Genomic DNA, 26,554 nt, shown 5'->3' with positions numbered 1-26,554 from the left:
TTAACCACAACGTAAATTTTTTATTCTAAACAAGGAGGTAATAAATGTTAAATACCAGCCAAAATTATCCCGTAATAATTATTACAGGAATGCACCGTTCAGGAACTTCTCTCACTGCGGCATTCCTACAGAAAATCGGCCTTGACTTGGGAGACAATCTCCTGAAAGGCAACTATTGGAATCCCAAAGGATACTTTGAAGATATAGATTTTGTCGAATTTCAGCGAACAATTCTGCAAACTTGCTCTGGGTGCGACGAAACAGGTTTTCCCGATTGGGGTTGGACAGAAAGCGAACAGCTAGACCTGCAAAAACTTAACACCAATATAGAGCCTGCGAAGCAATTAGTCCAATCTCGATCCAACCACTCAGAACTTTGGGGTTGGAAAGATCCGCGCACCAGTTTAATGTTAGATTTCTGGAATCAAATCATCCCCAATGCTCGCTATCTATTTGTCTACCGCTATCCTTGGGATGTAGCCGATTCAATATTGCGGTTGAACATCCCATTTTTCTCACAAAACCCAGAATCTTGCTTAAAGATATGGAAATTTTATAATCGCCACATCTTAGAATTTTATAAACGCCATGACAATCAATGCCTACTCGTAAATTTGAATACCTTGCTAACATCTCCCGGCAAAGTGTTAGAATTATTAAAATCCAAGCTGAATCTGTCTCTGAAATTTCCCGATAACCAAGAACAAGATATCAAAAATATTTTGATGTCAGTTTACAACCCTCAACTGCTGAGCAGCTTGCCGCTCAACCATCCCCTAATTCAAGTGCTCAATCTGACATCGGGCGGATGTTTTGAAATCCTCAATCAGCTAGATTTAGCAGCAGACTTGCCGAGTCCATTTTCTCGATTATCGTTGCCACGAAATGGCGGCACTCTAGAGCATTTATCCCTGCGAATGCATCAGGAAACTATCAAAGTTCAGATCAACCCAGAGTCGCCTCAATTTCTCAGTTGGCTGTCCAGTTGTATCGATCGCTATCATAGCACATCCCATGAATCTGCCTTAACAGATTTGCGTCAAGCCCGCCATAAATTAGCCGAATTTTGGCTATCTGCACCACCATATAAACTGCAAAAAAGCTATTCTGGCCGTCCGGGAAAAGCGCAGAAAATGCTATTAGCAAGCGGTATGAGAGACGAGCCCCTGACTGATGCCGAACAGCGGGAAGCTGAGGAGTTATCTCAATACGTTGCCAAAGGATTTGAAGCCCCCGAAGCTATCCAATATTTGCTAGCGGCCATGCTGTATCGGCGGGCAGATCAGTTGCCGTTGCAGTATGGCAGAACTGCTGTTCCACAGTGGTTTTTTAACGATTTGCTGGAGTTTATGCTTTACTTCCCCAGTTATTTTCAAGAAGTGGGAGAAGTCGAGAACTATTGTAGCTATATGCAGCAATTAGTAGATTTAGTTCACAGTCGCGTTTTCAGCAATCGTGACTCCGAAACTTGGCAAAATGTTGCTTTAATTTTTGCAGACACCGTTAACTTTGTCCCCCTCTATTTTAGCACAAAAAACTTGAAAGATGTCTATACTAAGCGCTCGGATATTCTAGAATTTATCCTAAAAACTAGGGGACATCAGATTGACTTCAGCTTTGACAAACGCCCCGCTAACAGAGGCAAAATTCGCCTGGGCATTCTCAAAGCAAATTTCGCTCCCATTTCAGAAACTTTTACCACTATCCCGGCTTTTGAGAATTTAGACAGAGAGAAATTTGAGATTATTTTATATGTCCTCAACGCGAGCGATCGCCCTTTGGATATATACTGTCAAAGTCGGGCCGACAAACTGGTGAAGTTACCGCAGGAACTGCACAGTCAAGTCGAGACAATTCGCGCCGATGACCTGGATATTTTGTTTGTAGGGTCGATCGTCACCAATGCCGCTCAAAACATCATTTTACTAGCTTTGCACCGACTAGCGCGGTTACAGACCACCTATTTTGCATCTCCCGTCACTACAGGCATCCGCAACATCGATTACTACATTTCCGGCACTTTGACGGAACCTTTGCAAGAAGCGCAAGCACAATATCGCGAACGGTTAGTAATGATGGACGGGACAGGATTTTGCTTCAATTATAGCATCCAAAAAGCAGAAGCAAGTATTAAATTTGAGAGAAAAAGCTTGGGAATTTCCGAGACAGCAGTTGTATTTATCTCCGGCGCTAACACGTTCAAGATTATTCCCGAACTCAGGGAAACTTGGGCAAAGATTATCGCAGCCGTGCCTAATTCAGTCCTGGTTTTATATCCCTTTGGCAATACCTGGTCTGGTGATTACGTCAAACAGCCATTTATCAATAAAATGTCTGCTATCTTTGATAAATACGGTATCGATCGCACTCGTTTAATTTTATTAAATACACTGGCGAACCGCGAAGATGTGAAAGCAGTGTTACAACTGGCTGATGTCTATCTAGATTCGTATCCCTACGCGGGTGCAAATTCAACGGTTGATCCGTTAGAAGTTGGATTGCCGACTGTAGTGAGAGACGGGAATAATTTGCGTTCCAGACAAGGGGCAGCAATCCTGCGAGACATCCAGTTGTTTGATTTAATTGCTGACAGCGAAGAGTCTTATATTAACTTGAGTGTTGCACTCGGAACTAATGCCCAATTGCGAAAGCAAAAGCGCGACGAAATCGAGCAAAAAATGCAGCAGCAACCAAGATTTCTGGATAGTCGCGCTTATTCGGCAGCTTTGGGTTCGGTATTTGAAAAAATGCTAATAGTGAATCGGCTTTAGAACTCAGCCATTTTTTGATAAAAACAAATAAAGTCCGATTCCATAACCTACCCTTCTGGCTCTTTTGAAAGCAATTCTATTAAAATAGGATCGAAATTGAAATGATGTTTTTTGGGGTCAGACTTTATAGTCCGAACGCAGAATGTGGAAAATTTACTACTTATCAACTTTCACGAGTACAATTAGTAGAATTTATGAGGGATTTAAACCCTCACGATTGTCCCCCTTGATGCAGGATTGCTCTCAATAATAATAATAATAATAATAATAATAATAATAATAATAATAATAATAATTTGAAAATCGCTCGATCGCACACGCCGACTGCGCTTCAATATATCCGTAGGTAGATCGCTAACCCTTCGTTTTATGATGCTTTATCATATATAATAAAAATAAAAATATACCATAACACTTACTTAAAAAAACATAAATAGGGTATAAAAAATGACTGAAAAAAAGAATTCCAAGAAATCTCAACCTAAAGCTGGTATCAAAGCTGCTCGCAAGCAGCAAAACAATCAAAACGACTTATTTCCTGTAGTCGCAATAGGAGCCTCCGCAGGTGTATTGGAAGCCTTTATGCAATTACTGAGCCATTTGCCGATCGATACCGGCATGGCGTTTGTAATAATTCAGCATATGTTACCGAATCAGGAAAGTGTGTTGAGTGTGATTCTGGCTCGATCGACCCTGATGCCCGTGCATGAGGTGACAGATGGGATGCTAATAACACCGAATCAGGTCTACGTCATCCCCCCGAATTTCAGCATGACCATCGATGGAGGCGTGCTGAAGCTAACGCCTCGCGGCAGAGGACGCGGGGTATTTATGTCCGTCGATACTTTTCTGTTTTCCCTCGCCGAAGAACGGGGGAACCAAGCCATCGGCGTCATTTTGTCCGGGGGCGACAGCGATGGTGCCCAAGGGTTAAAAGCGATTAAGGCCGCCGGCGGTATTACTTTTGCCCAATGTGAAAAATCGGCACAAGTCAACAGTATGCCGAACACTGCGGTGGCTACGGGTCAAGTAGACTTTATCTTGACACCGGAAAAAATTGCCGATAAAATAGCAGAGATCGGCCGTCATCCCTACATTGCCGATCGACCTGCGACAGAATCGACAACCAGCGAAGATGCGATCGAAAATAAAGATGCGATCGCCATTATCTACAGTTTGCTGCGGGTGGCTACAGGAGTTGACTTTACTAACTACAAGCAAACCACCTTGAAGCGGCGGATACATCGGCGGATGTTGCTCTACAAGCTCGAACGCATCGAAAATTATGCCGAATATCTCCAACACACTCCGGCAGAAGTAACGGCGCTGTACCACGATGTCTTAATTCATGTCACCAGCTTTTTCCGCGATCCCGAAAGCTTTCATGCCTTAAGCAGCAATGTTTTTCCCGCAATTGTCCAAGATAAATCGCCGAAAAAACCGATCCGAATTTGGATTGCCGGCTGTTCCACGGGTGAAGAAGCTTACTCGATCGCCATCTGCTTGCTAGAGTTTTTAGGATCTCGATCTACTAACCTGCCGATTCAGATTTATGCCACAGACATCAGCGAAAGTGCGATCGCGATCGCCCGCAGTGGCTTTTATACCCAGGCCCAAGTCGCGGATATTTCACCTGAACGCCTAAATCGGTTCTTTGTCCAAGTCGAGGGCGGATACCAAATCGCTAAGCCCGTGCGCGAACTCTGCGTCTTTGCTAGACAAAACCTGATCGCCGATCCGCCCTTTTCCCGGATGGATTTGATTACCTGTCGGAACGTGCTGATCTATCTGGGACCCCCGTTGCAGAAAAAACTGCTGCCAATGTTCCACTATGGGCTTCGGTCCGCAGGCTTTTTGCTGTTAGGCACTTCGGAAACGGTGGGAGACTTTTCAGAATTCTTTGCGCTATTCGACAAAAAGAACAAAATTTATACTAAAAAACAGTTGTCGCATTGGCTCAGCATGGATTTAAATGCTAACAACTATCCTCTGACACCCCTCAATCATCCACCGCTGCAGACAGAAAAGCTGGACGAAATCGAAATGGAGAAACAGGCCGATCGCATTGTTTTGAATCACTATGCCCCTGTCGGGGTCGTGATTAACGCAGCCAGCGAGATTGTGCAATTTCGAGGACAGACGAATGCCTACCTAGAACCGGCCCCCGGTAGGGCGAGCTTTAGCCTGCTGAGAATGGCAAAAGAAGGATTGCGCGTGGAACTACGAACTGCAATTCAACAAGCCTCACAGCAGAAGCAGCCGATCGCACGGGCAGGCTTACAAGTTAAAGAGGGCGAGATCATTCGGCAGATCAGAATTAATGTGATTCCATTCCAAGCCGGCGCTGTGGCAAAAAACTATTTTTTAGTGTTGTTTCAAGAGGAGTCCCCGATATCTGCAATGCCTGCTGCTAATACTGACGATGGTAGAGTCAACTCTGATCCTTCACAGGGTGAAACTCAGGAGATTGCAAGGCTGCTACAGGAACTGAAAACCACAAGAGAACATCTCGGAGCGATCGTCCAAGAACATCAAGCCGCTAATCAAGATTTGAGAGCGGCCAACGAAGAGATTTTGTCCAGCAACGAAGAGTTGCAAAGCATGAATGAGGAACTCGAAACGGCAAAAGAAGAGATTCAGGCAACCAATGAAGAACTCAACACGATTAATGACGAATTGCAGCGGCGCAATCTTGAATCGACTCAGGTAAGCAACGATTTAGAGAATCTGCTGGCGAGCATCAATATTCCGATCCTGATGGTGGGAGGCGACCTGCGAATCCGCCGGTTTACTCCCGCAATCGAACGCCTCTTCAACTTGATTTCTACTGATGTTGGGCGGTCCTTGAGCGACATCACTCACAAGTTGATAGTACCGGACTTAGAGCAACTGATTTTAGAGGTGATCCGCACGCTCAATTTGAAAGTTCAGGAGGTTCAAGATCGAGACGGTCGTTGGTACGATCTACACATTCGACCCTACCGGACGATCGACAACAAAATTGATGGGGCTGTGGTGATGTTGGTGGATATCAACGAACTCAAACTCAGCGCGCAGCAGTTGACGGAAGCAAAAAATTACGCCGAAACGATCGTCGAAACCGTGCGGGAACCATTGCTAGTGCTGGATCTCAACCTGCAGGCAATCACTGCCAATCGTTGTTTCTACGAGACGTTTCAGGTGATGCCGATCCAAATTGAGCAACAGTCGATCTTCGAGCTTGGTAACAGACAGTGGAATATTCCCAAGTTACGATCGCTCCTAGAAGAAATTCTCGCTGGCAGTGAGGAGTTTAAAGATTTTGAGGTCGAGGATGACTTTGAGCAGATCGGGCATAAAATAATGCTGCTCAATGGCCGCAAAATGCCTCCCATTGGGGATACACAGATGATTCTGTTGGCGATCGAGGATATCACCGAGCAAAAACAGTTGGAGACAGAACGCAGCCTTCGGATGCAAGAACAAGCGGGTCGGGTGGCTGCTGAGTCAGCCAACCGCGTCAAAGATGAGTTTTTGTCCATCCTCTCTCACGAACTGCGGACGCCGCTCAATGCCATGATTGGCTGGGCACAGTTGCTGCGCCTGAAAAAATTTGATGAGGCTAAAACCGAGGAAGCGCTAAAAACGATCGAACGCAGCGCCAAAGCACAAAACCAGCTCATCGATGACATATTAGACGTTTCGCGGATTACCACAGGCCAATTTCGGCTCAACCCTTCTGAAATTGACCTCAATCCTCTGCTTGAAAATGCGATCGCGGTGGTTCGTTTAGCAGCAGAAGCCAAAAATCTTCAAGTTGAATGGCGGCTAAGTCCTTTAAAAACAAGCGTGTTGGGCGATCCAAGTCGCTTACAACAGGTAGTGTGGAATCTACTTTCAAACGCGATTAAATTCACTCCAGCCGGAGGCAGAATTGACATCGCATTAGACTACATTGAGGGCATGGCTCAAATCCAAGTTAGCGATACTGGTAAAGGCATTCACCCTGATTTTCTCCCCTATGTGTTCGATCGCTTCCGTCAGGCGGATAGTAGCTACTCTCGCAGAGACTCAGGATTGGGGCTAGGACTCTCGATCGTCCGTCATTTAGTAGAACTCCACGGCGGTACTGTTACCGCCACAAGTCCGGGTGAGGGACAAGGAGCAACCTTTACCGTCAGGTTGCCGCTACGAACAGATATCCCATGATTGTTGACTGTTGACTGTTGATTGTGATATCAATTCCGGTAGCATCGGAATAGTAAAATCCAGTCATACCAATTTAATGTGAAGTTGCATATATTTCGATCCCCCTTGCATCCCCCTTAATAAGGGGGACTTTGAGTGCTCTTGTCCCCCCTTATTAAGGGGGGTGAGGGGGGATCAGATTCTATGCAGACTCATATAAAATTGGTATAATCGAAGTATTGGCAGTAGTTATCTGCGTTCATCGGCGCTTATCTGCCTTCATCTGCGGTAAAAAAAGGCAATCATCTCTAAACAACCCTAACTCTAAATAACCCTAACCAATAACTATTTACCAACCTTAACCTCAGCGCCATCCTTAAGAAAACCAGCCCCAGTAACAACCACCCGATCGCCCGCCTTCAAACCTTTTTTAACCACCACCTTAGCAGCAGTCAAATCGCCCACAGCACCCCCAGAAATTTCCCCAACTTCCACCAGTTGAGCCTGCACCTTGTCCTGCCCGACAAGTTTATAAACCATAGAACTGCCGTCAGGTTGCGGCAAAATAGCTTTAGCAGGGACTTTCAAACCTTGAGCCCTTGTCGTCGAAATAGATGCGCGCAAAAACATTCCCGATCGCAAAAACTCGCTTGCCGGCAAATCAATCTTCACCGTAGCTTGTCGATTTTGCGGGTCAACTAGCGGGGAAATCTCTCGCACAGTTCCTGACAACTTAATCCGCTTGTCAGAGTCAGAAGTAATTTGCACTGCTGTTCCCGGCCGCACTTGCGAAACCTGAGTTTCCGGTACTTTCAATTGTAGTTCCAGCTTGTTACCGCGAATAATGGAAAATAGTTTTTGACTTCCCGAAGAAACATCACCAACTCGACCAATTCTTTCAGCCACAGTACCACTATCCGGCGCTCGAACAATAGTTTGTTCTAGTTGAGTTTGTAACTGTTTGACTTGTGCATCATTGCTGCGGACACTTGCTGCGTTATTTCCCACATTTGCTCTCGCACTGCTGACACTCGCTCCGGCCGTATTCACTTTAGCACGAGCGCTGCTGAGGGCTGCTCTAGCCGTACTGATATTAGCTTCTGCCGTAGCTACTTTAGCAAGAGAAGATTGCACTTCTTCTGCTGCTTTATTCTGTTCTTGTAAAGCTGTATTCAAGTCAGCTTTAGCTTTGTTCAAGTCTTGAACAGCAGTCTGCCGCTCTGTCTTGCGTCTTTCTAAATCTTGCCGACTAATTACTCCCTGAGAAGCCAAATCTTGGGTGCGATTTACTTCTCTTTGAGCTTGATCTAATTTAGCCTGAGCGGAGGCAATGCCTGCTTTAGCTTGAGTGACACCGGCTTTAGCTTGTTCCACACCTGCCCTTGCTTGCCCGATGCCTGTTTGGGCTTGCGCTGCGTCAGCGATGGCTTTTTCAACGCCAGCTTGGGCTTGAGCAACGCCGGCTTGGGCTTCTTGTTGGGCTGATTCAGCTTGCTGCACCTGAGCTTGGGCTTGTTCTACCGTAGAATTGGCTGATTGTACTCCCGCCAGCGCTTCGGCAATTTGCGATCGTAGTACCGAATCGTCCAAAACCGCCATCGTCTGCCCTTTTTCTACCGCATCTCCTTCATTCACCAACACCTGCTTAATTTGCAAACCGTTGGCTTGTGGCAGCACCGGCAGTAAGTCATAGGCTGCCACGGTGCCCGTCGCTTCCAGAGTTTCACCCACCTGGGCAGATTCCACAGACGCCACTGTCACCGTCGGAGCCGTCGCCTGCTGGTTTACCGATGGAATTGGCACTGCCGGAGGTGAACTCTGCTTGCCCCCAGTCAAGTTTACTGCTAGCAACGTTGCAGCCACGCCAACCCCTGCGCCCGCCAACAAGGCAGGCCACCTGATTTCTTTGCGGGGCCCAACTTCAGCTGCTTCTCGTTCCCAAACTTGTTCCTCCTCCATTTCTGGAACTTCCAGCGCAACTTCTCGTTCATCATCCTCACCGGAGAATTGCCAGCGAGAGTTGTCTGAGACTTCGCTTTCAGCTGCATCCACTGCTGAGTTCCTGTCGTGCCCGCTCTCCACGGGGGTAAGGGGTTGCTTTTCTTCGGCTTCTGAAAAAACTTGATTAGTCACGGTAGTTCCTCTCGCGAGTATGAGCCTTTCCTTTTTTATATTGTAAAGAAAGATTACGATATTATTTAGTTCATTTTAGCGGAGAGCCTCTAGAGTAGCGCTTCCTCCTTTTGGGTGAGTGTGGCGCCGTTTCACCTGAGAATGGCGATTTTGATTAAATTTGCTCAAAGTTTGTACGATCTAGATTTAATTGGATCTGCCTCTGGGTCATACTGAATATTAGCGGGATTGGCGATCGTGGAGTCGATCGCGATCGCATTGTCTGTCCCCGATCGGTTTTGCTGTCACAAACTCATCAATGCTGAGAAAATGCAGTCTAATCTTGAACTGATTATTGCTAATCTATACTCTAATGTGTTTGTCGTAGAACTCGACAAATCGGCTCAGTAAGTTGTACCAGTTTAATTGACAAAAATCACAATGAATAGTGTCTTTTCTCCCCTCCAACAGTTTCTAATTACTTGGCTGCTAGTGCTAGTAACGGGATGGTTTACCCTAACTGCTGTCAGTTATGTTGGGGAACTGGTCAGCATTTTAGTAACAGCGGGACTCATTGCATTTTTATTAAACTATGCAGTAATCAGACTCCAAGTATTTTTGCCCCGGGGAGTAGCTGCGGGGCTGGTTTATTTAACTGCGGGTGTGATAGTAGTAGTAATCGGTTTAACTATTGTGCCGCCGGTGTTCAGCCAAGCGAGCCAGTTGGGGGTGAGGTTCCCGGATTTACTGGAGTCGGGGCGACTGCAGCTAGCTGAATTTCAAGCCTGGAGTGCCGAGCGCAATTTGCCGTTTAACGTGCAAATATTGGAGCAGCAGTTATCAGCGAAAGTGCAGGAACAAGTGCAGGCGCTCGCCGGTACGAGTTTAGGCTTAGTGGTCGGTACTGTTAACTGGTTTTTGGACTTGATTTTTATTGTGGTAATTTCCTTTTATATGCTCCTAGACGGGCAAAGAGTTTGGCAGGGTTTGACCAGTATTTTTTCCCCAGACATTCGCTATGTTTTAACAGAGACTTTGCAGCGAAACCTTCAGCGATTTGTATCGGGACAGTTATTGCTGGGACTCTTGATGGCCATCTCGTTGACTCTGGCTTTTTGGTGGCTGCAAGTTCCGTTTTTTCTGTTGTTTGCCGTGTTTATAGGATTGACGGAAATAATTCCGTTTATTGGAGCAACTTTAGGAATTGGCACTGTTAGTATAATTGTAGCCTTTATTGATTGGTGGCTGGCGCTGCAAGTGTTGGTAGTGGCGATCGGTCTCCAGCAAATTAAGGATAATTTAGTAGCTCCCCGAATCATGGGCAATCTCACCGGATTGAGCCCGGTAGTTATTTTTACAGCTTTGCTTTTAGGAGGTAGAGTGGGAGGATTGTTGGGAGTTATCCTGGCAATTCCGCTCACTGGGGTTGTAAAAAGTATAGTAGAAATTGTACTCAATCCCAAATTGCCACCCCAAACAGGCTCGTTTTTCTACAATCCTTTTAGTGGCGAGGAATTGGGGAAAATACCCGAAGATGAAACTAGAATAATCTTGATCGCAGATGAACATAAGTAGTCTAATTTTTGTAGTAAGTAATGCAGTCATGAAAACTTTTATAAGTCAGGGATTAACTTTTGGCTGCTGAGTCCCTTAAGAAAAAACTAAAGTCTCTACAAAGAACTTTAGTCTTGATTACTAACCCACTTGAAATATCAAACCTCAAAACTTATGAAATGGTGGCAAAATCTTAGAAAAAATCCTCTAGCTCGGTTAGGAGCCGTGCTACTGTTAATTTTTTACACAGTCGCACTTTTTGCCGAATTTGTGGCACCTTACGACCCCTATGACTCTCAATTAAACGGTTCATTGCTGCCGCCGACTCAGATTTATTTAAGCACCCAAGACGGGCGCTTTATCGGGCCTCACGTTTATCCGACTACTCAGGGGCCAGTGGATGCTAATACGGGCGCTCGTGAGGTAATTATAGACTGGCAAAAACCCTCTGCTATCGGTTTGTTTGTCAAAGCTTCCCCCTATAAGTTTTTAGGAGTTTTACCATTAGACAGGCACCTGTTTGGTACTACAGGAGAAGGCCAAATTAACATTTTAGGCACGGACGAACAAGCTCGCGACCAATTCAGTCGCTTAGTACACGGCAGCAGAATTAGCCTCAGCATCGGTTTAGTTGGCATAGCAATTTCTTTTCCATTGGGATTGTTAATCGGAGGCATATCTGGTTATTTCGGCAGTTGGATTGACAGTATTTTAATGCGCTTCGCCGAAGTATTGATGACGATTCCCGGTCTTTATTTATTAGTAGCGCTAGCAGCAGTATTGCCACCAGGATTGACAAGTGCTCAGCGATTTATATTGATTGTGCTGATTACTTCATTTATCAATTGGGCGGGTCTGGCGCGGGTAATTCGCGGTCAGGTACTGTCAATTAAACAACGAGAATTTGTGCAAGCGGCGCGGGCAATGGGCGCTAATCCAATTTATATTATTGTCCGCCACGTGTTGCCACAAACTGCTACTTATGTAATTATTTCTGCTACTTTGGCGGTTCCGGGTTTTATTGTGGCGGAGTCGGTTTTGAGTTTAATTGGCTTGGGAATTCAACAGCCCGATCCTTCTTGGGGAAATTTACTATCCCTGTCTACTAATGCTTCAATTTTAGTGTTGCAGCCTTGGTTGGTTTGGCCTCCGGCGATACTGATTATTTTGACTGTTTTGGCGTTTAATTTATTGGGGGATGGGTTGCGGGATGCTCTCGATCCGCGTAGCATTCAAAGGTAATTGGGAATTGGGAATTTCTAGTTTTTAGGCAGAGCAGGTGTAAGAGTTATGCCCCCTAATTGGGCAGATTAACCGGCAAGCGAATGGTAAAAGTAGAACCAACACCCTCCTGACTTTTTACGGAAATATTGCCACCCATCATTAGGCAAAAACGCTGGCTGATTGCCAGTCCCAACCCGGTGCCGCCGTACTTGCGGGTGGTGGAAGCGTCGGCTTGGGTAAAGGGTTGGAAAATGTGCTGCAACTGGTCGGGAGTCATCCCAATTCCTGTATCTGTACAATTAACAACTAAAAATTCTTTACTAGCAATTGAAGATTGAGAACTTGCCGCAGGTTCAGAAGTGTTTTCTTGTTTTGCTTCGCTGCTGTCGCGCGCAAATTTTTCTCGGCTGGCTGTGAGGGTAATTGTACCGTTTTGAGTGAATTTGGCGGCATTGCTCAGCAAATTTAATAAAATCTGCTGCACTTTGGTAATGTCACCGTGCATCGTGCCGATATTCGTAATTTGATCCAAGTTTAGAGTGTTGCCGTTTTTCTCAATTAGCGGCGTGGCAGTAGATGCTACTTCTTCAATCAAGGCGGCGATGTCGAAGGTTTCTAAGTAAAGATCCATGCGGCCGGCTTCGATTTTAGAAATGTCGAGAATGTCGTTAATTAGGGATAGCAAGTGTCGGCCGGAAGTACGAATTTTGTCTAAATCTGGGGTGAGTTCATCGTAACCCAATTCTGCGGTTTCTTCTTGGAGCATTTCGCTGTAGCCGATGATGGCATTCAGAGGTGTTCGCAGTTCGTGGCTCATGTTTGCCAAAAATGCGCTTTTTGCGGTGGAAGCTGCTTCGGCTGCTTCTAGGGCGAGTTGCAAGGCGGATTCAAAGACTTTTCGATCGCTAATATCCTCGACGCTGCCTTCATAGTAGAGTACCTTGCCGTCGGCGTCGCACACTGCACGCGCGCTTTCGGAAATCCAAATTACCTTGCCGTCAACGCGGTAAACTTGTGACTCAAACCCCGAAACTTCTCCGAATTCTTCCATCACCCGCATAAACTTTTCGCCCTGCTGAGGATTGACGTAAGCTTGCTGCCTGATATTGGTGAGATTTGATGTTAATTCTTCGGGAGAGGCGTAGCCGTAGATGCGGGCTAAAGCTGGATTTACGCTCAAGAAGTGGCCTTCGGGGGTTCTTTGAAAAATCCCTTCGACGGCATTTTCAAAGATGCTACGATATTTTTGTTCTGCTTGACGCAAAGCGCTTTGTGTACGATCGCGCTCGCTGGCTTCGATCGCCAATGATACCAAATCTGCCAGGGAAGCAGCAAAATTTTGTTCTTCTAATGTCCAGTTGCGAGTAGTTCCCACTTGTTCGATACAGATAACTCCGACTGTTTGTCCTCCCAGCCGCACCGGCGCATCTAAGGTTGATGTAGTACCCACTTTTGAAAAGTAAGATTCGGCAAATTCTCTGGTTCTCACATCTGAGAGTGCGTCATCGGCTGCGATCGTCCGGTGTTCTTCCAAAGCTTTAAAATAAGCTGGATAGTCGGCTGCTGCGACTTCGGCACCTTGGGAATGGTGCGGGTTGCTGCGACTAAATTGGTCGAGACATTGCAGTTTCGATCGACTCTCATCGTATAGCCACGCGCCAGCTTTTTCTGTCTGTAGGGTATGAGCTGCTGCTTCGGTGATTTGCCTCAAAGCTACTTGCAAATCGCCTCGATACAGCGCTTTATTTCTTGCCAGTTCTACCAAAACCGTATTTTGTTTGAGCAATTGTTTTTGCCTTTGGCGTCGCGCTGATTCGGCTCGCTTCTGTTCGGTAATGTCGCGGGCTACCACAATGACGGATTCTGCTGAAAGCGGTGAAATGCTGGCTGCAAAACAAACTTCGCGGTCGCTAATGGTTAAATCGTACTCGATGCTGACAGTTTGCTGAGTATCTAAAGCTGCTCGGATGTGCTTGAGAAAATTGTCTGATGTAGCTTGCGGAAACACATCTGTGACTGTTTTGCCAACTAATTCTTCGATTGGTTTGTAGAGCAGAGAAAGATTTGTGGGCGCGATTTTTAAATAGCGACCGCTGGCGTCCACAACTATAATTAATTCATTCATAGCTGCAAACAAAGCCCGCAATTCTGCTTCTGCCGCTTCGAGTTCGGCAGTCCGCTCTGCTACTCGCTGTTCTAAACTAGAGTTGGTTTGTTCTAGGGCAACAAAAGACGATCGCAATTGTCGGGCCATTTGATTGAAAGACTGAGCTAGAAGGCCGAGTTCTTTGACGCCTTGAACTTCGACTTCGCCGTTTAATTCTGCGGAGGTGAATTCGGATGACTCAGACATTTTTGTTAAAGCTTTGGAAGCTTGCAACAATCGGGTAATCGGTTTGACAACCCAGCGAGAGGTGAAAATTCCCAGTGCGATCGCCAGTACGAAGGCAAAAAAGCACAATAAGATAGTTGTGCGAGTGTTAGCGTTAATTTGCTCCATAAAGTCGGCTTCCGGGATTGCGACTACAATCAGCCAATCGAGGCCGCGGCCGTCTTGCAAGGGAGCAACGGTAATAAATTGACGTTTGCCGTCTATCTCGAAGGTAAACTGTCCTTGGCTGTCAATTTGTTCAAAACTACCAAATCGTTTTTGCAAGTATGTGGATGCCGATCGAATTAGCAAATTTTTGCTCCTAGTCGCCAACAGCCGTTTTTGTCCGTCTTTGTCGGTGACAAAGGGCAATTCGTCTGTGGAACTGGCGACTATTTCGCCGCTGCGTTCGATCGCAAAAACTTGTCCCGACGGGCTAATTTTAATGCTTTTGAGAAAATCGCTGATTTGAGAAAGAGTTAGGTCAATTGCCAGTACCCCCTGCAGGCTACCCGTTTGGTTGTAGATGGGCATCACCGGCGTAATCCCCAGCACGGGCGGTGCTGCGAAGGTGTAGATAGGAGACCAAGTGGCTTTGCCTGACTGTTTGGCAGCTTTGTACCACGGTCTAGTACGGGGGTCATAGGGGACGGTTTTGATTAGCTCAGTGCGATTTCCTTGGCTATCTAGGCGATAAATTTGGCGGTTGGGAGCGGTTGATTCATCTCTGATGTATACTAAGTGTTCTGCTTCTCGCTTGAGCAAGAGGAATCTGCCCTGTTCGTCGCCGTAGTAGATGGTTGTATTTCGATCGCTCAGCTTGGTCTGGTTCCACAAATAGCGCTCTAAGTTGGGGAAGTCTTCCGGGTCTAAGTTTCCAGAAGCGATCGCAGCAGTATTCATTTGCAGGAACAGGTGAGACACATCCCCAAAACTGCGGAAATTTTCTTTCGTCCTCGCTGCAACTTCCAAGCTTAACCTCGTAGCAAGGTCATTGACAGCTTTCTGGCCGTTGCGAAACGAAAGCCATCCAGTCACGCCGACTGCTACGGAGATTTGCACCACCAGCGGTATCAACAAAACTAGGCTTAGTGACATCTTGGGCGAGCTTTTCATCACACAACTGCTCAGACTTTTCAATAACATCAATATTTTGACACCTACCAGGTTTGCGTATCGTTTGTCGCTTAAAAGAGATCCTCGATATAAGTTACAAGGTTGTACACAAATAGTGAAGTGCAGTGGGCGGCCACTCAAAACAGGGCTGAGGTTTCCACCGCTACTGTAAAAACTTGTAACATTAATCATGCCACTACTTGCCTGAATGTGGCGATCGCTCTGGGGACTCGCTGTCAAAACGTCACACCCCGTAAAAAAAGCAATTTTAGGCCCGTGATCCACACCATGCTTGCCATCAGTCATTGCCAATTATTCAATTTTTTAATCTAAACTTTTAAATCTAAAATAAGCTCACTTTCTCCGGGTGGGCATTGTCTTCCTTACGCCGGGTTAATAAATATTTAATTTTATTTTTTTCTACCGTGCAAGGACAAATGTAAATTCTGTGACAATCTGGTGTTGAAAAATTTGCTATTAATAAGATAAGCCGCCAAAATCCCGCTCGACTACAAAGAGGATATTTGAAGCATCTGCATTTCATCAACGCCAGCCAAGTAAAGCGTTTTTGGCTTTTTTGGAGGAGCGACATTTTGGCAAAATAATACTTCTGGAGGATGACATGAACTATACATTTGAAATCCTGGGCGTATCTCCAACTTTAACGTTTTTCAACCAGCAGCAGGAATTGCTGCAACAACCGCAGCCGTCCGGTGTAGAATACTTGGCAAACCGAAAGTGCACTCTCGATGCGTTTGTGGCATCCGTAGAGACAGTTTCTCCTAACCGCGGCTGGGATGTCGATCGAGTTGTAAACACCGTGATTAGTTTCTGGATGAACAATTCCGATAGCATCCAGTATTGGAGACACAGGCTGCAGGATGCCGGCAGCGAAAACTTGTTAGTAGCCAGAGTAGGCGATATCAAGTCTTTGCAAGCTGCATTTGAATCGCTGCTAGGGGAATAAGAAAATCGGGAATTGCGAAAAAGTCGATCGGCTTTTTCGCTAAAACTGATATCTTGCGCCATTCTCAATCATCCTTTCATGGCGGGCGAGGAGCAACGGTTTAAAATAAAATTTATCTGTTGTGGAACAGGCATCTTTCCTGTTCTTGAGAATAGTGCAAGATGTAAGTAAAATCCACTCATACCAATTTTTTATGAGGCCCCGTAGAATGTGATCCCCCCTAACGAGCGGGCGGGCACGGGGGCACCGCCCCTACTAAGGGGGGGACAAGATTCTTCTCAAAGTCCCCCAACAACCAGGGGGATTTAGGGGGATCGAGATATGTGCAACTTCACATTAAAGTGGCATCAACTGTCTATTTTCAATTTCCAATTCTCAATTCCCAAATATTATGTCTCGTTCCAAAGCCCTGCAATCTTATATTTTTCTCCGCTTGCTTCTGGCACCGCTAATGTTGTGGACAATCACCACAGCAGTATTTTTATTGTTGCGGGCTACTCCAGGCGACCCCATAGATGCCATTCTCGGTTCACGAGCTCCCGCAGCCGCCAAAGAAGCAATGCGAACTCAACTCGGCCTCGACGCACCCCTGTGGCAGCAATATCTCAAATACATGAAAGACTTGTTGAGCTTCGACTTGGGAACCTCAATCACCACTCGCGGACAAACCGTGTGGCAAATTATCGGAGATTATTTCCCCGCTACAGTGGAATTAGCAGTTTGTAGCATGGCCATAGCTTTAATTGTCGGCATCAGTATCGGTTCCCTGGCAGCATCCCGCCCCAACACTATTTTCGATGCTGTCGGCCGTTTGTTTGGCATTATCACTTACTCGCTGCCCGCTTTTTGGGCCGGCATGGTTTTGCAATTAATTTTCGCGGTGCAGTTGGGATGGTTCCCCTTGGGAACTCGCTTTCCCGTCACATTCCCCGCCCCCGAAGGCTACACAGGACTATACACTATTGACAGTCTTCTGAGCGCTAACCCTGGTCAGTTTCTCACATCTTTGCATTATTTAGCACTTCCGAGTTTGACCTTGGGCATTCTTTTGAGCGGAATTTTCGAGCGCATTGTCAGGGTGAATCTCAAGCAAACTTTGCAAGCAGATTATGTCGAAGCAGCTAGAGCTAGAGGCATTCCAGAATTCCAGATTTTATGGGCTCACGCTCTGAAAAATGCACTAATTCCGGTGATTACTGTCTTAGGATTGACTTTTGCTGCACTGTTGGGCGGTGCTATTTTAACAGAGGTTACTTTTTCTTGGCCGGGGTTGGCAAATCGTCTTTACGAAGCGATTAGCTTGCGGGATTATCCAACTGTTCAAGGTATTGTGGTGTTTTTTGCGGCAATTGTCGTAATTGCCAGCATTGTAATTGATATTTTGAACGCTTACGTTGACCCGCGAATTCGGTACTAAAAATATCAAGGAAGAAGGGCAACGGATGCGCGACTGTTGCACTTTCGCCTTTTTCTACCTGTACTTTCTGTCTGCGCGAGATGTTGCAGCCAGCGGTGGGCCTGTAGAAGCAGTTGTCAAAAAGATCGATCGGCTTTTAGAGTGACGACACTTGGCAATTTATGGGCAATACTGGAGAAAATAAAATTATACATTTGAGGAAACGCTGATGAGATTATTGCGAACAATCGCCGCTCTATCGGCGGCCTTGACCCCACTGATGGCTGAAGCTGCCTTTAGCCGTCCCATGCCGGGAACAGCCGATTTTCCCAGAGCCTCAAACCCCGATGTAAATGTGCCGGTTTGCTTCATCGAAACCCGAGGCGGCACAACTTTTGATTTAGTCAGCTTGTGTGGCAGCAATGCTGCTCCCCAAAACCCTGCTCCGGTTGCGGGCAACCCCGCCAATGCTCCTGCAAATAACCCCAATGGGGACACTCCGCCTCCTCCCCCGAACCCCAACGCCCTCACCAGAGATGCTGTCGGCACGCCGATAACTACTCCTACAGGCACGGCAAATCCCAACAATCCCAACAATACCAATCCGGGAACTTCGCCCGCAGGTACTCCCAATGCCAATCCGGGAACTTCGCCCGCAGGTACTCCCAATGCCAATCCGGGAACTTCACCGAGTACCAATCCCAATAATCTCAATCCGGGAAGTTCGCCCTATACCACTCCCAATAATCCCAATCTGGGAACTCCGGCGAATACCAATCCCAATAATCTCAATCCGGGAAGTTCACCGAGTACCAATCCCAATAATAGTGCGTCTCCCACGGGTGGAAATGCTGGTGATAGCAACAGCGATTTAGTTCCCAATCCCAATCTCAATCTTCCGAGAGTGCCGCCGAGTTCCTTTAGCCCCGGAGGCCTTGCACCGACTAGAGATGCGATTGATGGCCCCCGCCAATAATCGGCGAAGTGCCAGAACTTTCATCACAGAAACCGGGTTTCTCGGAAACGTTCTCTTTTTCAGGGATATTTCAGTCGCGAGAAAGCCGGAATATTTATTTTTCTGCATAATATTGATGTCAGGTGCGATCGGCATATTTTGTAGCAGAGTAGCAAAATAAAAGTTAAGCTAAGAACTTGTAGACGCTATCAGCCCAGCACTCTTTTAGAACTGGCCAACCAGATAGAAGCAGTGATAGATAGCCCGCTTTAATCCATAACAGGATTAGTTATCAGCAAAGGTTAAAATTATTACCAGGCGGGTGCTCGCCACCTCCAAGTTCTCAAGCTAAACCATTCAACAGGCATATTTTTGTTAAGCCAGTGTGGTTGGAAAAGTACCGGCTGATAACATTAGCAAGACAAAATTAACCCGATTATTCGGAGGCTCTTCATGAGCAAAATATTTGTTTTAATAAATTGGAACAAAATTGCTCTAGACCCGATCCTCTGCGAGGGCTTCGCTAACGCACTTGGGGAGGAAATCTAGTGTCAAACTTAGTTCAACGCTTACAAATAACCGCTCATCCGCAACTAGAAAAATCCCTTGGCTATCGAGGAGATAGTCGTTGGGTTGCTTGGCGCTGGGAACCAGACATCGACCAACTTATTTCCAGCGACGGCAAAACAGTCGGCACGGGAAATAATATGGCTTGGCTGGTGTTTTTGCAGCACGATTTAGTCGATCCTGCAGTACAAGAGTACAACCTCGGCGAGGGCGATCGCTACTGGCTGCTTTTAGATACAGAAACTAGAAATCTCTACGTCGGCGAAGGGAAAACAGTTCAAAGTCTGCTAGAACAGCCGGAAAGTTTAGGTTTATTGGCCTGTCTCGATGGCGGGAATGCCGATCGACAAACTGGTGAAACTTGGCAGCAAACCCTATCTCAACTAACAACCAAACCAGTTGTTCGCCACCTCACAAATGCCCTTCCTTTCGGTATCGCGGCTGCTTTGATAGGTGCTTTAGGCATCGGAACCGGATTGTGGGTAGTGCCGGCCGTGCAGCAGAAAATCGCCGAAAAAGCTGCTTTTATTTCCCCAATTAGTTCTGGCGCCAACTGCGGGCTTGGCGGTTCCGACGATTTTTCAGCTTATATCGGTTCCTCAAGCGGAAACAAAGAACTTCATTTAATAGGCGTTTACGAAGCTAACGCGGATCACAAGAACCGAAATTTATCAAAAAGTGCGATCGAAGTCAAAGTAGAACGCCGAAACAAGCCAATAATTCTCGCCCTTTCAGCCTACGAACCGGTGCAATGGAACATTACCGCAGAACCGGGAGCCGTTATCGAAAAAATCATTCTTAACGGATACCACAACCAAACTGTTTCAGGAGTTTCGGGAATTCCAATTGAAGAACACAGCTACGAAGAAACCGGACACAATCTCGGCGACTTTATCTACAAGTGGGGTGCTACCCCTGACAGTTTCAATACTTCTTCCCTCGTGAGTCAATTGGAACAAAGAAGCCGCACCAGTTTAACTTCTTTTCAAGGATGCTACAGAGGTAAGAACTTTAGTATTAATTGAGAGCAACGACAGAGGGCGACAAGTTAAACAATTTTCGATATTCGATATTCGATTTTCGATTAAAAAATTGGGAATGACTGATTCGATATGGGTTTAGAAGTTGTTACTGTTCCGTTCTGTTTTTTTAACTGGTGTTAAAACCTATCCCCCCTAAAATCACAAAACCCGCGTCTGCGGGTTTTTTATTGAGAGTTCAACTTATTGGCATCTCTATGGTATGATATCCGGTGGCGCGATCGCCAATTCCCAATTCTAACAATACTAATATATTTCCTATGAAATACTGGTACGAAACGCTCGCAGTAGCACAGCGGATTTTAATTGAATTGGGGAGGCGGCGACGCAGCTTAGTCTTGTGGAGTATTTTTCCAGTTTCTATCTTGCTAATTAATGGTTTAATTTTAAAAGAACGCGCTAATCTCACCACAGCAAAAGCCTTTGAAGTTGCTGCACCTGCCAGCTTAGTAGGAGCGGCTTTATTTTTTAGCTGTCTCGGTGGTAGCGTAGCAACAGTAGTAGCAGAGCGAGAACAGCATACCCTCAAACGCTTGTTTATTTCCCCGCTTAGCGGCACTTCCTACTTTTTAGGAATTTTCTTGGCTCACAGTTGCATCGGCATCGGTCAGGTAATTTTAGTATACACGATCGCCTCTTGTTTAGGAGCACAATTTCAAGGCTCTATCCTGTTAGGATGTGCGATTATTATGCTCAGTATTGTATCTTATGTAGGTGTAGGCTTTATTCTCGGCACCCAGTTTGCGAGGCGCACTGAAGATGTCAACTCCCTAGTAGCAGCTTTCGGCGTTCCTTTGTTGATTTTAGGAGGCGCATTCTTACCTACTTCGCTATTTCCCAAAAGTTTGCTGGAACTCGCCCAGTACAATCCAATTTATCACATGAACGAAGCGCTGATGGGCGTGTGGGCTGATGGCAAAGATTTGGCTGATATTGCCGAACACTTTTGGTATTTATTCATATTTTCTATTGCCATGATTGCAGGTGGATGGCTTTCTTACCGCAGGATGCTGCGAGTAGAAAGAAGACTTTAAAACTATCTCATTATGTCGTAATTATTCATCTCTATCTTCTGGATACTCTGCGCTCTCTGCGGTTTAATCGTTCAGAAACAACCCTAAATATATAAGATAATACGGAGAATTAAAGCAGTGCTGCAAATAGAAAAGCTAAATAAGTCCTATGGCGAGCGTTCAGTGCTTAAAGATTTAACACTGCACATTCAAGCTGGAGAAATTTACGGTTTGCTGGGGCCAAACGGGGCGGGCAAAACTACAACTATCAATATTTTATGTAATTTGCTAAATGCCGACAGCGGCCAAGTTTCTATTAATGGCGAACCTGTTTCTGACTCTACAAAATTGTTAATAGGGGTAGCGCCTCAAGAAAATTTGCTTTACAAAAGCCTTAGCTGCGAAGAAAACCTCCATTTTTTTGCTCAAATTTACGGCTTAGAGCGCAAGCAGCGCCGCTATCAAGTAAGACACTGTTTGAAAGCAGTAAATTTGACAGATAGAGCTACAAGCCCCGTGGAAACTTTGAGCGGAGGAATGCAGCGCCGTTTGAATATTGCCGTAGCATTGGTGCACCAACCTAAATTAGTAATTTTAGACGAACCGACAACGGGTTTAGATATTGAGGCCCGCTATGAAATTTGGGAGTTAATTCAGCGCTTGCAATCGGAAGGAATTACAATTTTGCTGACAACTCACTTGTTGGATGAAGCTGAGCGGCTGTGTCAGAAAATCGGGATTCTTAAAAATGGCAGCATTGTGGCTGAAGGTAGTTTAGAGGAGTTGCAAAAACTGATTCCGGCTCAAGAAATTATCGTAGTAAAAACCGACGAAGAAGCTGAAGTCATCGCCCGCGCTAAACAATACAGTTTTATCCCCCGCCGCTACGGTAGCGATTTAGCTTTTTGGCTGCCGGAACGTTTAGAATTAAAAGAGATTATTTTGCTGTTCGATGGAATTTCTATTGATTCAATCGCTCGATATCCGGTGCGATTAGAACATATTTATGTTGAGGTAACTAAACAAACTGTATCCTAATCTGCGTCCCTCTGCGTATATCCCCCACCATCTGCGGTCAAAGTTCCAAAGTAATTCTGTAATCATGGCAAATATCTGACTTTTCCGACTTATAAAGGCAGAGTCCGGAAGCAATTATAGAGATAGAAAAAGTCAACCCACGATGTCTAGATTGTAAAGATATCGTAAACCTTGATATTGTGTTGCGAACTGTTAAATAAAAAATCTGCTATAAAAGATATGTCTTTAGTATGATACATTTAAGTTGTATTTAAGTTCTAAACACCCATTCCCACCCTAGGCAAGTGAAAGCCCACTTCATATCAGGACTACCCCGATCGGGCTCTACTTTACTGGCAGCATTACTCCGACAAAATCCTCGCTTTCACGCCGCCATGACCTCCCCCGTTGGGGGTTTAGGGGAGCGAATGTGGTCAGCCATGACCGAAGATAATGAGTTTTCCGTGTTCATTTCCTCTGAACAAAAACTGGCACTGATTATGAGCATCTTTTCAGCTTATTACCACCCGCAAGCTGAAAAACAAGTGATCTTGGACACCAATCCCCTGTGATGCAGCAAATTGCCATTAATTCGGGAACTATTTCCGGAAGCCAAAGTTATCTGCTGTGTCAGAAACATTGCTGGGATTATGGACAGCATTGAGCTACTGAGTCGGCGCAACGCCTTTGATGTTTCGAGGTTATTTAATAATCCAGCGCAACAAGCTAACAATTTTACCGCCCGATTGATTGGAGCAGTAAAACTAATAAATTCTTCAGTCCTCATAGCGAGAACTTAAGCTTTGACGCGGGGGTTGCAACAACAGCCAGATTTAACTCTAAACGATATATATAAAGGATTTCAGCAGTTATGAACGTACCAACCGCCAACAAGCAAATTATTTTCGTTGACTCTTCTGTACAAGATTATCAAAGCCTCATTCAAAACGCCGATGCTGCTCAAATTTTCATTTTAAATGACAATTTAAGCGGGATCGACCAAATTACAAACGCCTTAGCTACTCAAAAAGATATTGAAGCAGTTCATATCCTTTCACACGGCAGCCCAGGCAGCCTAAAACTCGGCGCAGACACCCTCAATGACAAAGAGATAGCAACTTTCAGCACTCAGATCAAACAGTGGGGAAATGCCTTAACAGAAAATGGTAATATCCACCTCTACGGCTGCGATGTAGCCGCAGGAGAAACAGGAATCAAATTTGTTAAAGAACTGAGCGAATTAACTTTAGCTGATGTAGCAGCATCGAATAATACTACAGGCAATGCAGAATTAGGAGGCGACTGGAACTTAGAAGTAGAAACAGGCACGATAGAAACATCAATACCGTTTAATTCTGAAAGTCTCAAAACTTACAAATACATCCTACCAGCCGTTGCTAACCCAGATAACAAAGCGGTTACAGTTAACTCGACCGCTACCAGTATCGATGTGCTTGCCAACGACACGGGCAGCAGTCGCGTCTCAGTGCAAAGCATCACCACTGCGCCTACTAACGGCACTGCCACCATCAACGATTGGATTTATGCAGGGGGCAATTTCACCACAGTCAACGGCACAGTTCGCAACAATATCGCCAGAATGAACGCCGACGGCAGCCTGGATACTGCTTTCAACCCCACTGGCGGGATGAGTAACGGTGTCTATGCGATCGCCCTAGACAGCAGTGGCAAACTTTACGTAGGGGGCGGTTTCAGCAGTGTCAACGGCACAGCTCGCAACGCTATCGCTAGAATGAACGCCGACGGCAGCCTGGATACTGCTTTCAACCCCACTGGCGGCATGAATAACTGGGTCAGAGCGCTCGCCCTCGACAGCAGTGGCAAACTTTACGTAGGCGGCTGGTTCACCACAGTCAACGGCACAGCTCGCAACAGAATCGCCAGAATGAACGCCGACGGCAGCCTGGATACTACTTTCAACCCCACTGGCGGCATGAATAACAGTGTCTATGCGATCGCGGTTGACAGCAGTGGCAAGCCCTACGTAGGCGGCACTTTCACCACAGTCAACGGCACAGCTCGCAACAGAATCGCCAGAATGAACACCAACGGCAGCCTGGATACTGCTTTCACCCCCACTGGCGGCATAAATTTCGATGTCTATGCGATCGCGGTTGACAGCAGTGGCAAGCCCTACGTAGGCGGCGAGTTCACCGCAGTCAACGGCACAGCTCGCAACAGAATCGCCAGAATGAACGCCAACGGCAGCCTGGATACAGCTTTCACCCCCACTGGCGGCATAAATTTCGGTGTCTATGCGCTCGCGGTTGACAGCAGTGGTAAGCCCTACGCAGGCGGTGATTTCACCACAGTCAACGGCACAGCTCGCAACAGAATCGCCAGAATGAACGCCGACGGCAGCCTGGATACTGCTTTCAACCCCACTGGCGGCATGGGTGGCACTGTCTATGCGATCGCCATAGACAGCAGTGGCAAACTTTACGCAGGCGGCAGTTTCACCACAGTCAACGGCACAGCTCGCAACTATATCGCCAGAATGAACGCCGACGGCAGCCTGGATACTGCTTTCAACCCCAGTAGCGGCATGGATAACTGGGTCAGATCGATCGCGATCGATCCTAAACGCAACATCCGCTACACCCCCAACGCCAACTTCAACGGTGTAGACACCTTCACCTACACCGCCACCGACGGCGTAGTTTCCACTCCCACCACAGTCAGCGTCTTAGTCAACAACTCCCCAGTCCTCGATTATTCCGGCACACCCACTCTCAACGCCCAAAACCAAAACGACAGCGCCAGTACAGGCACACTCATCTCCACCATCATCACCAACCTCGGCGGCACAAAAATCACCGATCCCAACGCCACCGCCTCCCAAGGCATCGCCATCACTGCCTTAAACACCGCTAACGGCACTTGGCAATACACCACCAACGGCACAACCTGGAATAACGCCCCAGCCGTTTCTGCCACCAACGCCTTACTCTTAGCCAGTGATGCTAATACAAAACTGAGATTTGTTCCCAACACAGGTTACAACGGCACCCTCACCAACGCCATTACCTTCGCCGCTTGGGATCGAATAGTTGGCACAAATGGCACTACCGCTAACTACACCACAGACCAAACCAATAACACCACATCCAGCGTTTTCAGCAGCGTCACCGAAACCGCCGCCATCACCATTAACCCCCCTCCCACCATTACCAACGTCAGCGCAGCCACCGCAGACGGCAGTTATGGCATTGGCACAAACATCGACATCACCGTTCAATTCTCACAAATCGTCAACGTCACAGGTACACCGCAACTAAGTTTAGCAAGCGTAACTCCCGTCGCTAGTTATCTTTCAGGAACAGGTAGCAACACCTTGACATTCCGGTACGCAGTAGCAGCAGGTGATAGCAGTGCCGACTTAGACTATCTTTCCACAACTGCCTTATCTTTAAGCGGCGGAACTATTAAGAATGCTGCCACTGCTGATGCGATTTTAACCTTACCCACTCCCGCTGCTGCTAACTCTTTAGGTGCAAATAAAGCAATAGTAATTGACACTCTTGCACCCACAGTCACCAGCATCACCTCTACCACCGCCGATGGCAGTTACAACACAACTGGCAACATAAATGTCACCGTCAACTTCAGCGAAGCACTTACCTTAGCCGGCGGTAGCATGACAGTCGCCTTAGACACAGGTGGGACTGTAACTATTGCACCTTTCACAGGCACATCTGCTGTGGGTACATACACTCCAGCAGCAGGACAAAATAGCACCGACCTTAACTCAATTAGCATAACTTTAGGGGGAAGTGCCACCTTAAAAGATGCTGCTGGAAATAATGCAACATTAACTATTCCTGCCGGACAATCTTTAGCTAATAGCAAAGCCTTGGTTGTAGACACTCTTGTCCCCACAGTTACCTTAACATCCGCATCCCCAACAACCACAAACGCACCATTTTTAGTAACAGCAACATTCAGCGAAAGCGTCACAGGATTTATCGACACTGACGTGACTGTTGCTAACGGCACTGTTAGTGGATTTACAGGTACTGGTACAACTTATAATTTCACCGTTACACCGAATGCTGATGGTCCTGTCACAGTTGATATCCCAGCAGCAAGAGCAACCGATACCGCTGGTAACAACAATACCGCAGCCACACAACTGGTTCGCACCGCTGATGCTACAGTACCAACAGTTACCTTAACATCCGCATCACCAACAACCACAAACGCACCATTTTTAGTAACAGCAACATTCAGCGAAAGCGTCACAGGATTTATCGACACTGACGT

Annotated in this window: 16 protein-coding genes; 14 read left to right on the top strand and 2 right to left on the bottom strand. The window is 46.4% G+C overall.

All coding sequences use genetic code 11. The features are described 5' to 3' along the window. Window positions 1-44: 44 nt before the first annotated feature. Window positions 45-2,771 (top strand): O-linked N-acetylglucosamine transferase family protein, encoded by a 2,727-nt coding sequence (locus QUA10_RS10680; RefSeq protein WP_333080240.1) that lies wholly within the window; start codon window positions 45-47, stop codon window positions 2,769-2,771. Window positions 2,772-3,218: 447 nt separating this feature from the next. Continuing rightward, window positions 3,219-6,959, top strand: coding sequence for a chemotaxis protein CheB (locus QUA10_RS10675; RefSeq protein WP_333080242.1), 3,741 nt, complete (start codon window positions 3,219-3,221; stop codon window positions 6,957-6,959). A gap of 324 nt (window positions 6,960-7,283) precedes the next feature. On the opposite strand, the gene QUA10_RS10670 is transcribed toward QUA10_RS10675, so the two are convergent. After that, on the bottom strand, window positions 7,284-9,071 hold the full coding sequence (locus QUA10_RS10670; protein ID WP_333080243.1) for an efflux RND transporter periplasmic adaptor subunit: 1,788 nt from the start codon (window positions 9,069-9,071) through the stop codon (window positions 7,284-7,286). 228 nt (window positions 9,072-9,299) lie between these two features. Between QUA10_RS10670 and QUA10_RS10665 the strand changes: the two genes are divergently transcribed. From QUA10_RS10665 to QUA10_RS10655, 3 genes are all read left to right on the top strand, one after another. Continuing rightward, a complete protein-coding gene (locus QUA10_RS10665) occupies window positions 9,300-9,461 on the top strand; it encodes a hypothetical protein (RefSeq protein WP_333080244.1) in 162 nt (53 codons plus the stop codon). 30 nt (window positions 9,462-9,491) lie between these two features. Beyond that, the gene (locus QUA10_RS10660) at window positions 9,492-10,625 is read left to right on the top strand and encodes an AI-2E family transporter (RefSeq protein ID WP_333080245.1); all 1,134 of its coding nucleotides are present in this window, start codon (window positions 9,492-9,494) and stop codon (window positions 10,623-10,625) included. A 153-nt stretch (window positions 10,626-10,778) separates the two neighbouring features. After that, the gene (locus tag QUA10_RS10655; protein ID WP_333080247.1) at window positions 10,779-11,846 is read left to right on the top strand and encodes an ABC transporter permease; all 1,068 of its coding nucleotides are present in this window, start codon (window positions 10,779-10,781) and stop codon (window positions 11,844-11,846) included. A 55-nt stretch (window positions 11,847-11,901) separates the two neighbouring features. On the opposite strand, the gene QUA10_RS10650 is transcribed toward QUA10_RS10655, so the two are convergent. Next, window positions 11,902-15,315: a PAS domain S-box protein gene (locus QUA10_RS10650; RefSeq protein WP_333080516.1), complete on the bottom strand. Its 3,414-nt coding sequence runs from the start codon at window positions 15,313-15,315 to the stop codon at window positions 11,902-11,904. Window positions 15,316-15,937: 622 nt separating this feature from the next. On the opposite strand from QUA10_RS10650, the gene QUA10_RS10645 reads away from it, so the two are divergent. The 9 genes from QUA10_RS10645 to QUA10_RS10605 form a co-directional block, all read left to right on the top strand. Beyond that, the gene (locus QUA10_RS10645) at window positions 15,938-16,282 is read left to right on the top strand and encodes a hypothetical protein (RefSeq protein WP_333080248.1); all 345 of its coding nucleotides are present in this window, start codon (window positions 15,938-15,940) and stop codon (window positions 16,280-16,282) included. 391 nt (window positions 16,283-16,673) lie between these two features. Continuing rightward, window positions 16,674-17,699 carry an ABC transporter permease gene (locus QUA10_RS10640; RefSeq protein ID WP_333080249.1) on the top strand — a complete coding sequence of 342 codons (1,026 nt, stop codon included), beginning with the start codon at window positions 16,674-16,676 and terminating at the stop codon, window positions 17,697-17,699. Beyond that, window positions 17,677-17,844 carry a hypothetical protein gene (locus tag QUA10_RS10635; protein WP_333086240.1) on the top strand — a complete coding sequence of 56 codons (168 nt, stop codon included), beginning with the start codon at window positions 17,677-17,679 and terminating at the stop codon, window positions 17,842-17,844. Before QUA10_RS10640 ends, QUA10_RS10635 begins: the two co-directional genes overlap by 23 nt. Window positions 17,845-17,907: 63 nt before the next feature. Next, complete coding sequence (locus tag QUA10_RS10630; RefSeq protein WP_333080250.1) at window positions 17,908-18,654, top strand: hypothetical protein; 747 nt, start codon at window positions 17,908-17,910, stop codon at window positions 18,652-18,654. A 527-nt stretch (window positions 18,655-19,181) separates the two neighbouring features. After that, window positions 19,182-20,225 carry a hypothetical protein gene (locus tag QUA10_RS10625; RefSeq protein ID WP_333080251.1) on the top strand — a complete coding sequence of 348 codons (1,044 nt, stop codon included), beginning with the start codon at window positions 19,182-19,184 and terminating at the stop codon, window positions 20,223-20,225. Window positions 20,226-20,500: 275 nt separating this feature from the next. Beyond that, entirely contained in the window at window positions 20,501-21,274 is a 774-nt protein-coding gene (locus QUA10_RS10620) for an ABC transporter permease (RefSeq protein ID WP_333080253.1), read from the top strand. Between the two features lie 117 nt (window positions 21,275-21,391). Further along, window positions 21,392-22,291 carry an ABC transporter ATP-binding protein gene (locus QUA10_RS10615; protein ID WP_333080255.1) on the top strand — a complete coding sequence of 300 codons (900 nt, stop codon included), beginning with the start codon at window positions 21,392-21,394 and terminating at the stop codon, window positions 22,289-22,291. Between the two features lie 284 nt (window positions 22,292-22,575). Further along, complete coding sequence (locus tag QUA10_RS10610) at window positions 22,576-22,842, top strand: sulfotransferase (protein WP_333080257.1); 267 nt, start codon at window positions 22,576-22,578, stop codon at window positions 22,840-22,842. Between the two features lie 299 nt (window positions 22,843-23,141). Beyond that, window positions 23,142-26,554, top strand: a 3,413-nt coding sequence (locus QUA10_RS10605) for a DUF4347 domain-containing protein (protein WP_333086239.1), incomplete at its 3' end; no start/stop codon positions are given.

The sequence above is a fragment of the Microcoleus sp. Pol8_D6 genome, from assembly GCF_036700965.1.
Classification (GTDB): domain Bacteria; phylum Cyanobacteriota; class Cyanobacteriia; order Cyanobacteriales; family Microcoleaceae; genus Microcoleus.
This window is presented reverse-complemented; position numbering and strand designations above follow the sequence as displayed.

Bases quoted from the DNA above. Each gene is read 5' to 3' on its own strand.
- QUA10_RS10650 (WP_333080516.1), bottom strand. From the start codon at position 15,315: ATGAAAAGCTCGCCCAAGATGTCACTAAGCCTAGTTTTGTTGATACCG.
- QUA10_RS10660 (WP_333080245.1), top strand. From the start codon at position 9,492: ATGAATAGTGTCTTTTCTCCCCTCCAACAGTTTCTAATTACTTGGCTG.
- QUA10_RS10675 (WP_333080242.1), top strand. From the start codon at position 3,219: ATGACTGAAAAAAAGAATTCCAAGAAATCTCAACCTAAAGCTGGTATC.
- QUA10_RS10640 (WP_333080249.1), top strand. From the start codon at position 16,674: ATGTCTCGTTCCAAAGCCCTGCAATCTTATATTTTTCTCCGCTTGCTT.
- QUA10_RS10645 (WP_333080248.1), top strand. From the start codon at position 15,938: ATGAACTATACATTTGAAATCCTGGGCGTATCTCCAACTTTAACGTTT.
- QUA10_RS10655 (WP_333080247.1), top strand. From the start codon at position 10,779: ATGAAATGGTGGCAAAATCTTAGAAAAAATCCTCTAGCTCGGTTAGGA.
- QUA10_RS10620 (WP_333080253.1), top strand. From the start codon at position 20,501: ATGAAATACTGGTACGAAACGCTCGCAGTAGCACAGCGGATTTTAATT.
- QUA10_RS10630 (WP_333080250.1), top strand. From the start codon at position 17,908: ATGAGATTATTGCGAACAATCGCCGCTCTATCGGCGGCCTTGACCCCA.
- QUA10_RS10680 (WP_333080240.1), top strand. From the start codon at position 45: ATGTTAAATACCAGCCAAAATTATCCCGTAATAATTATTACAGGAATG.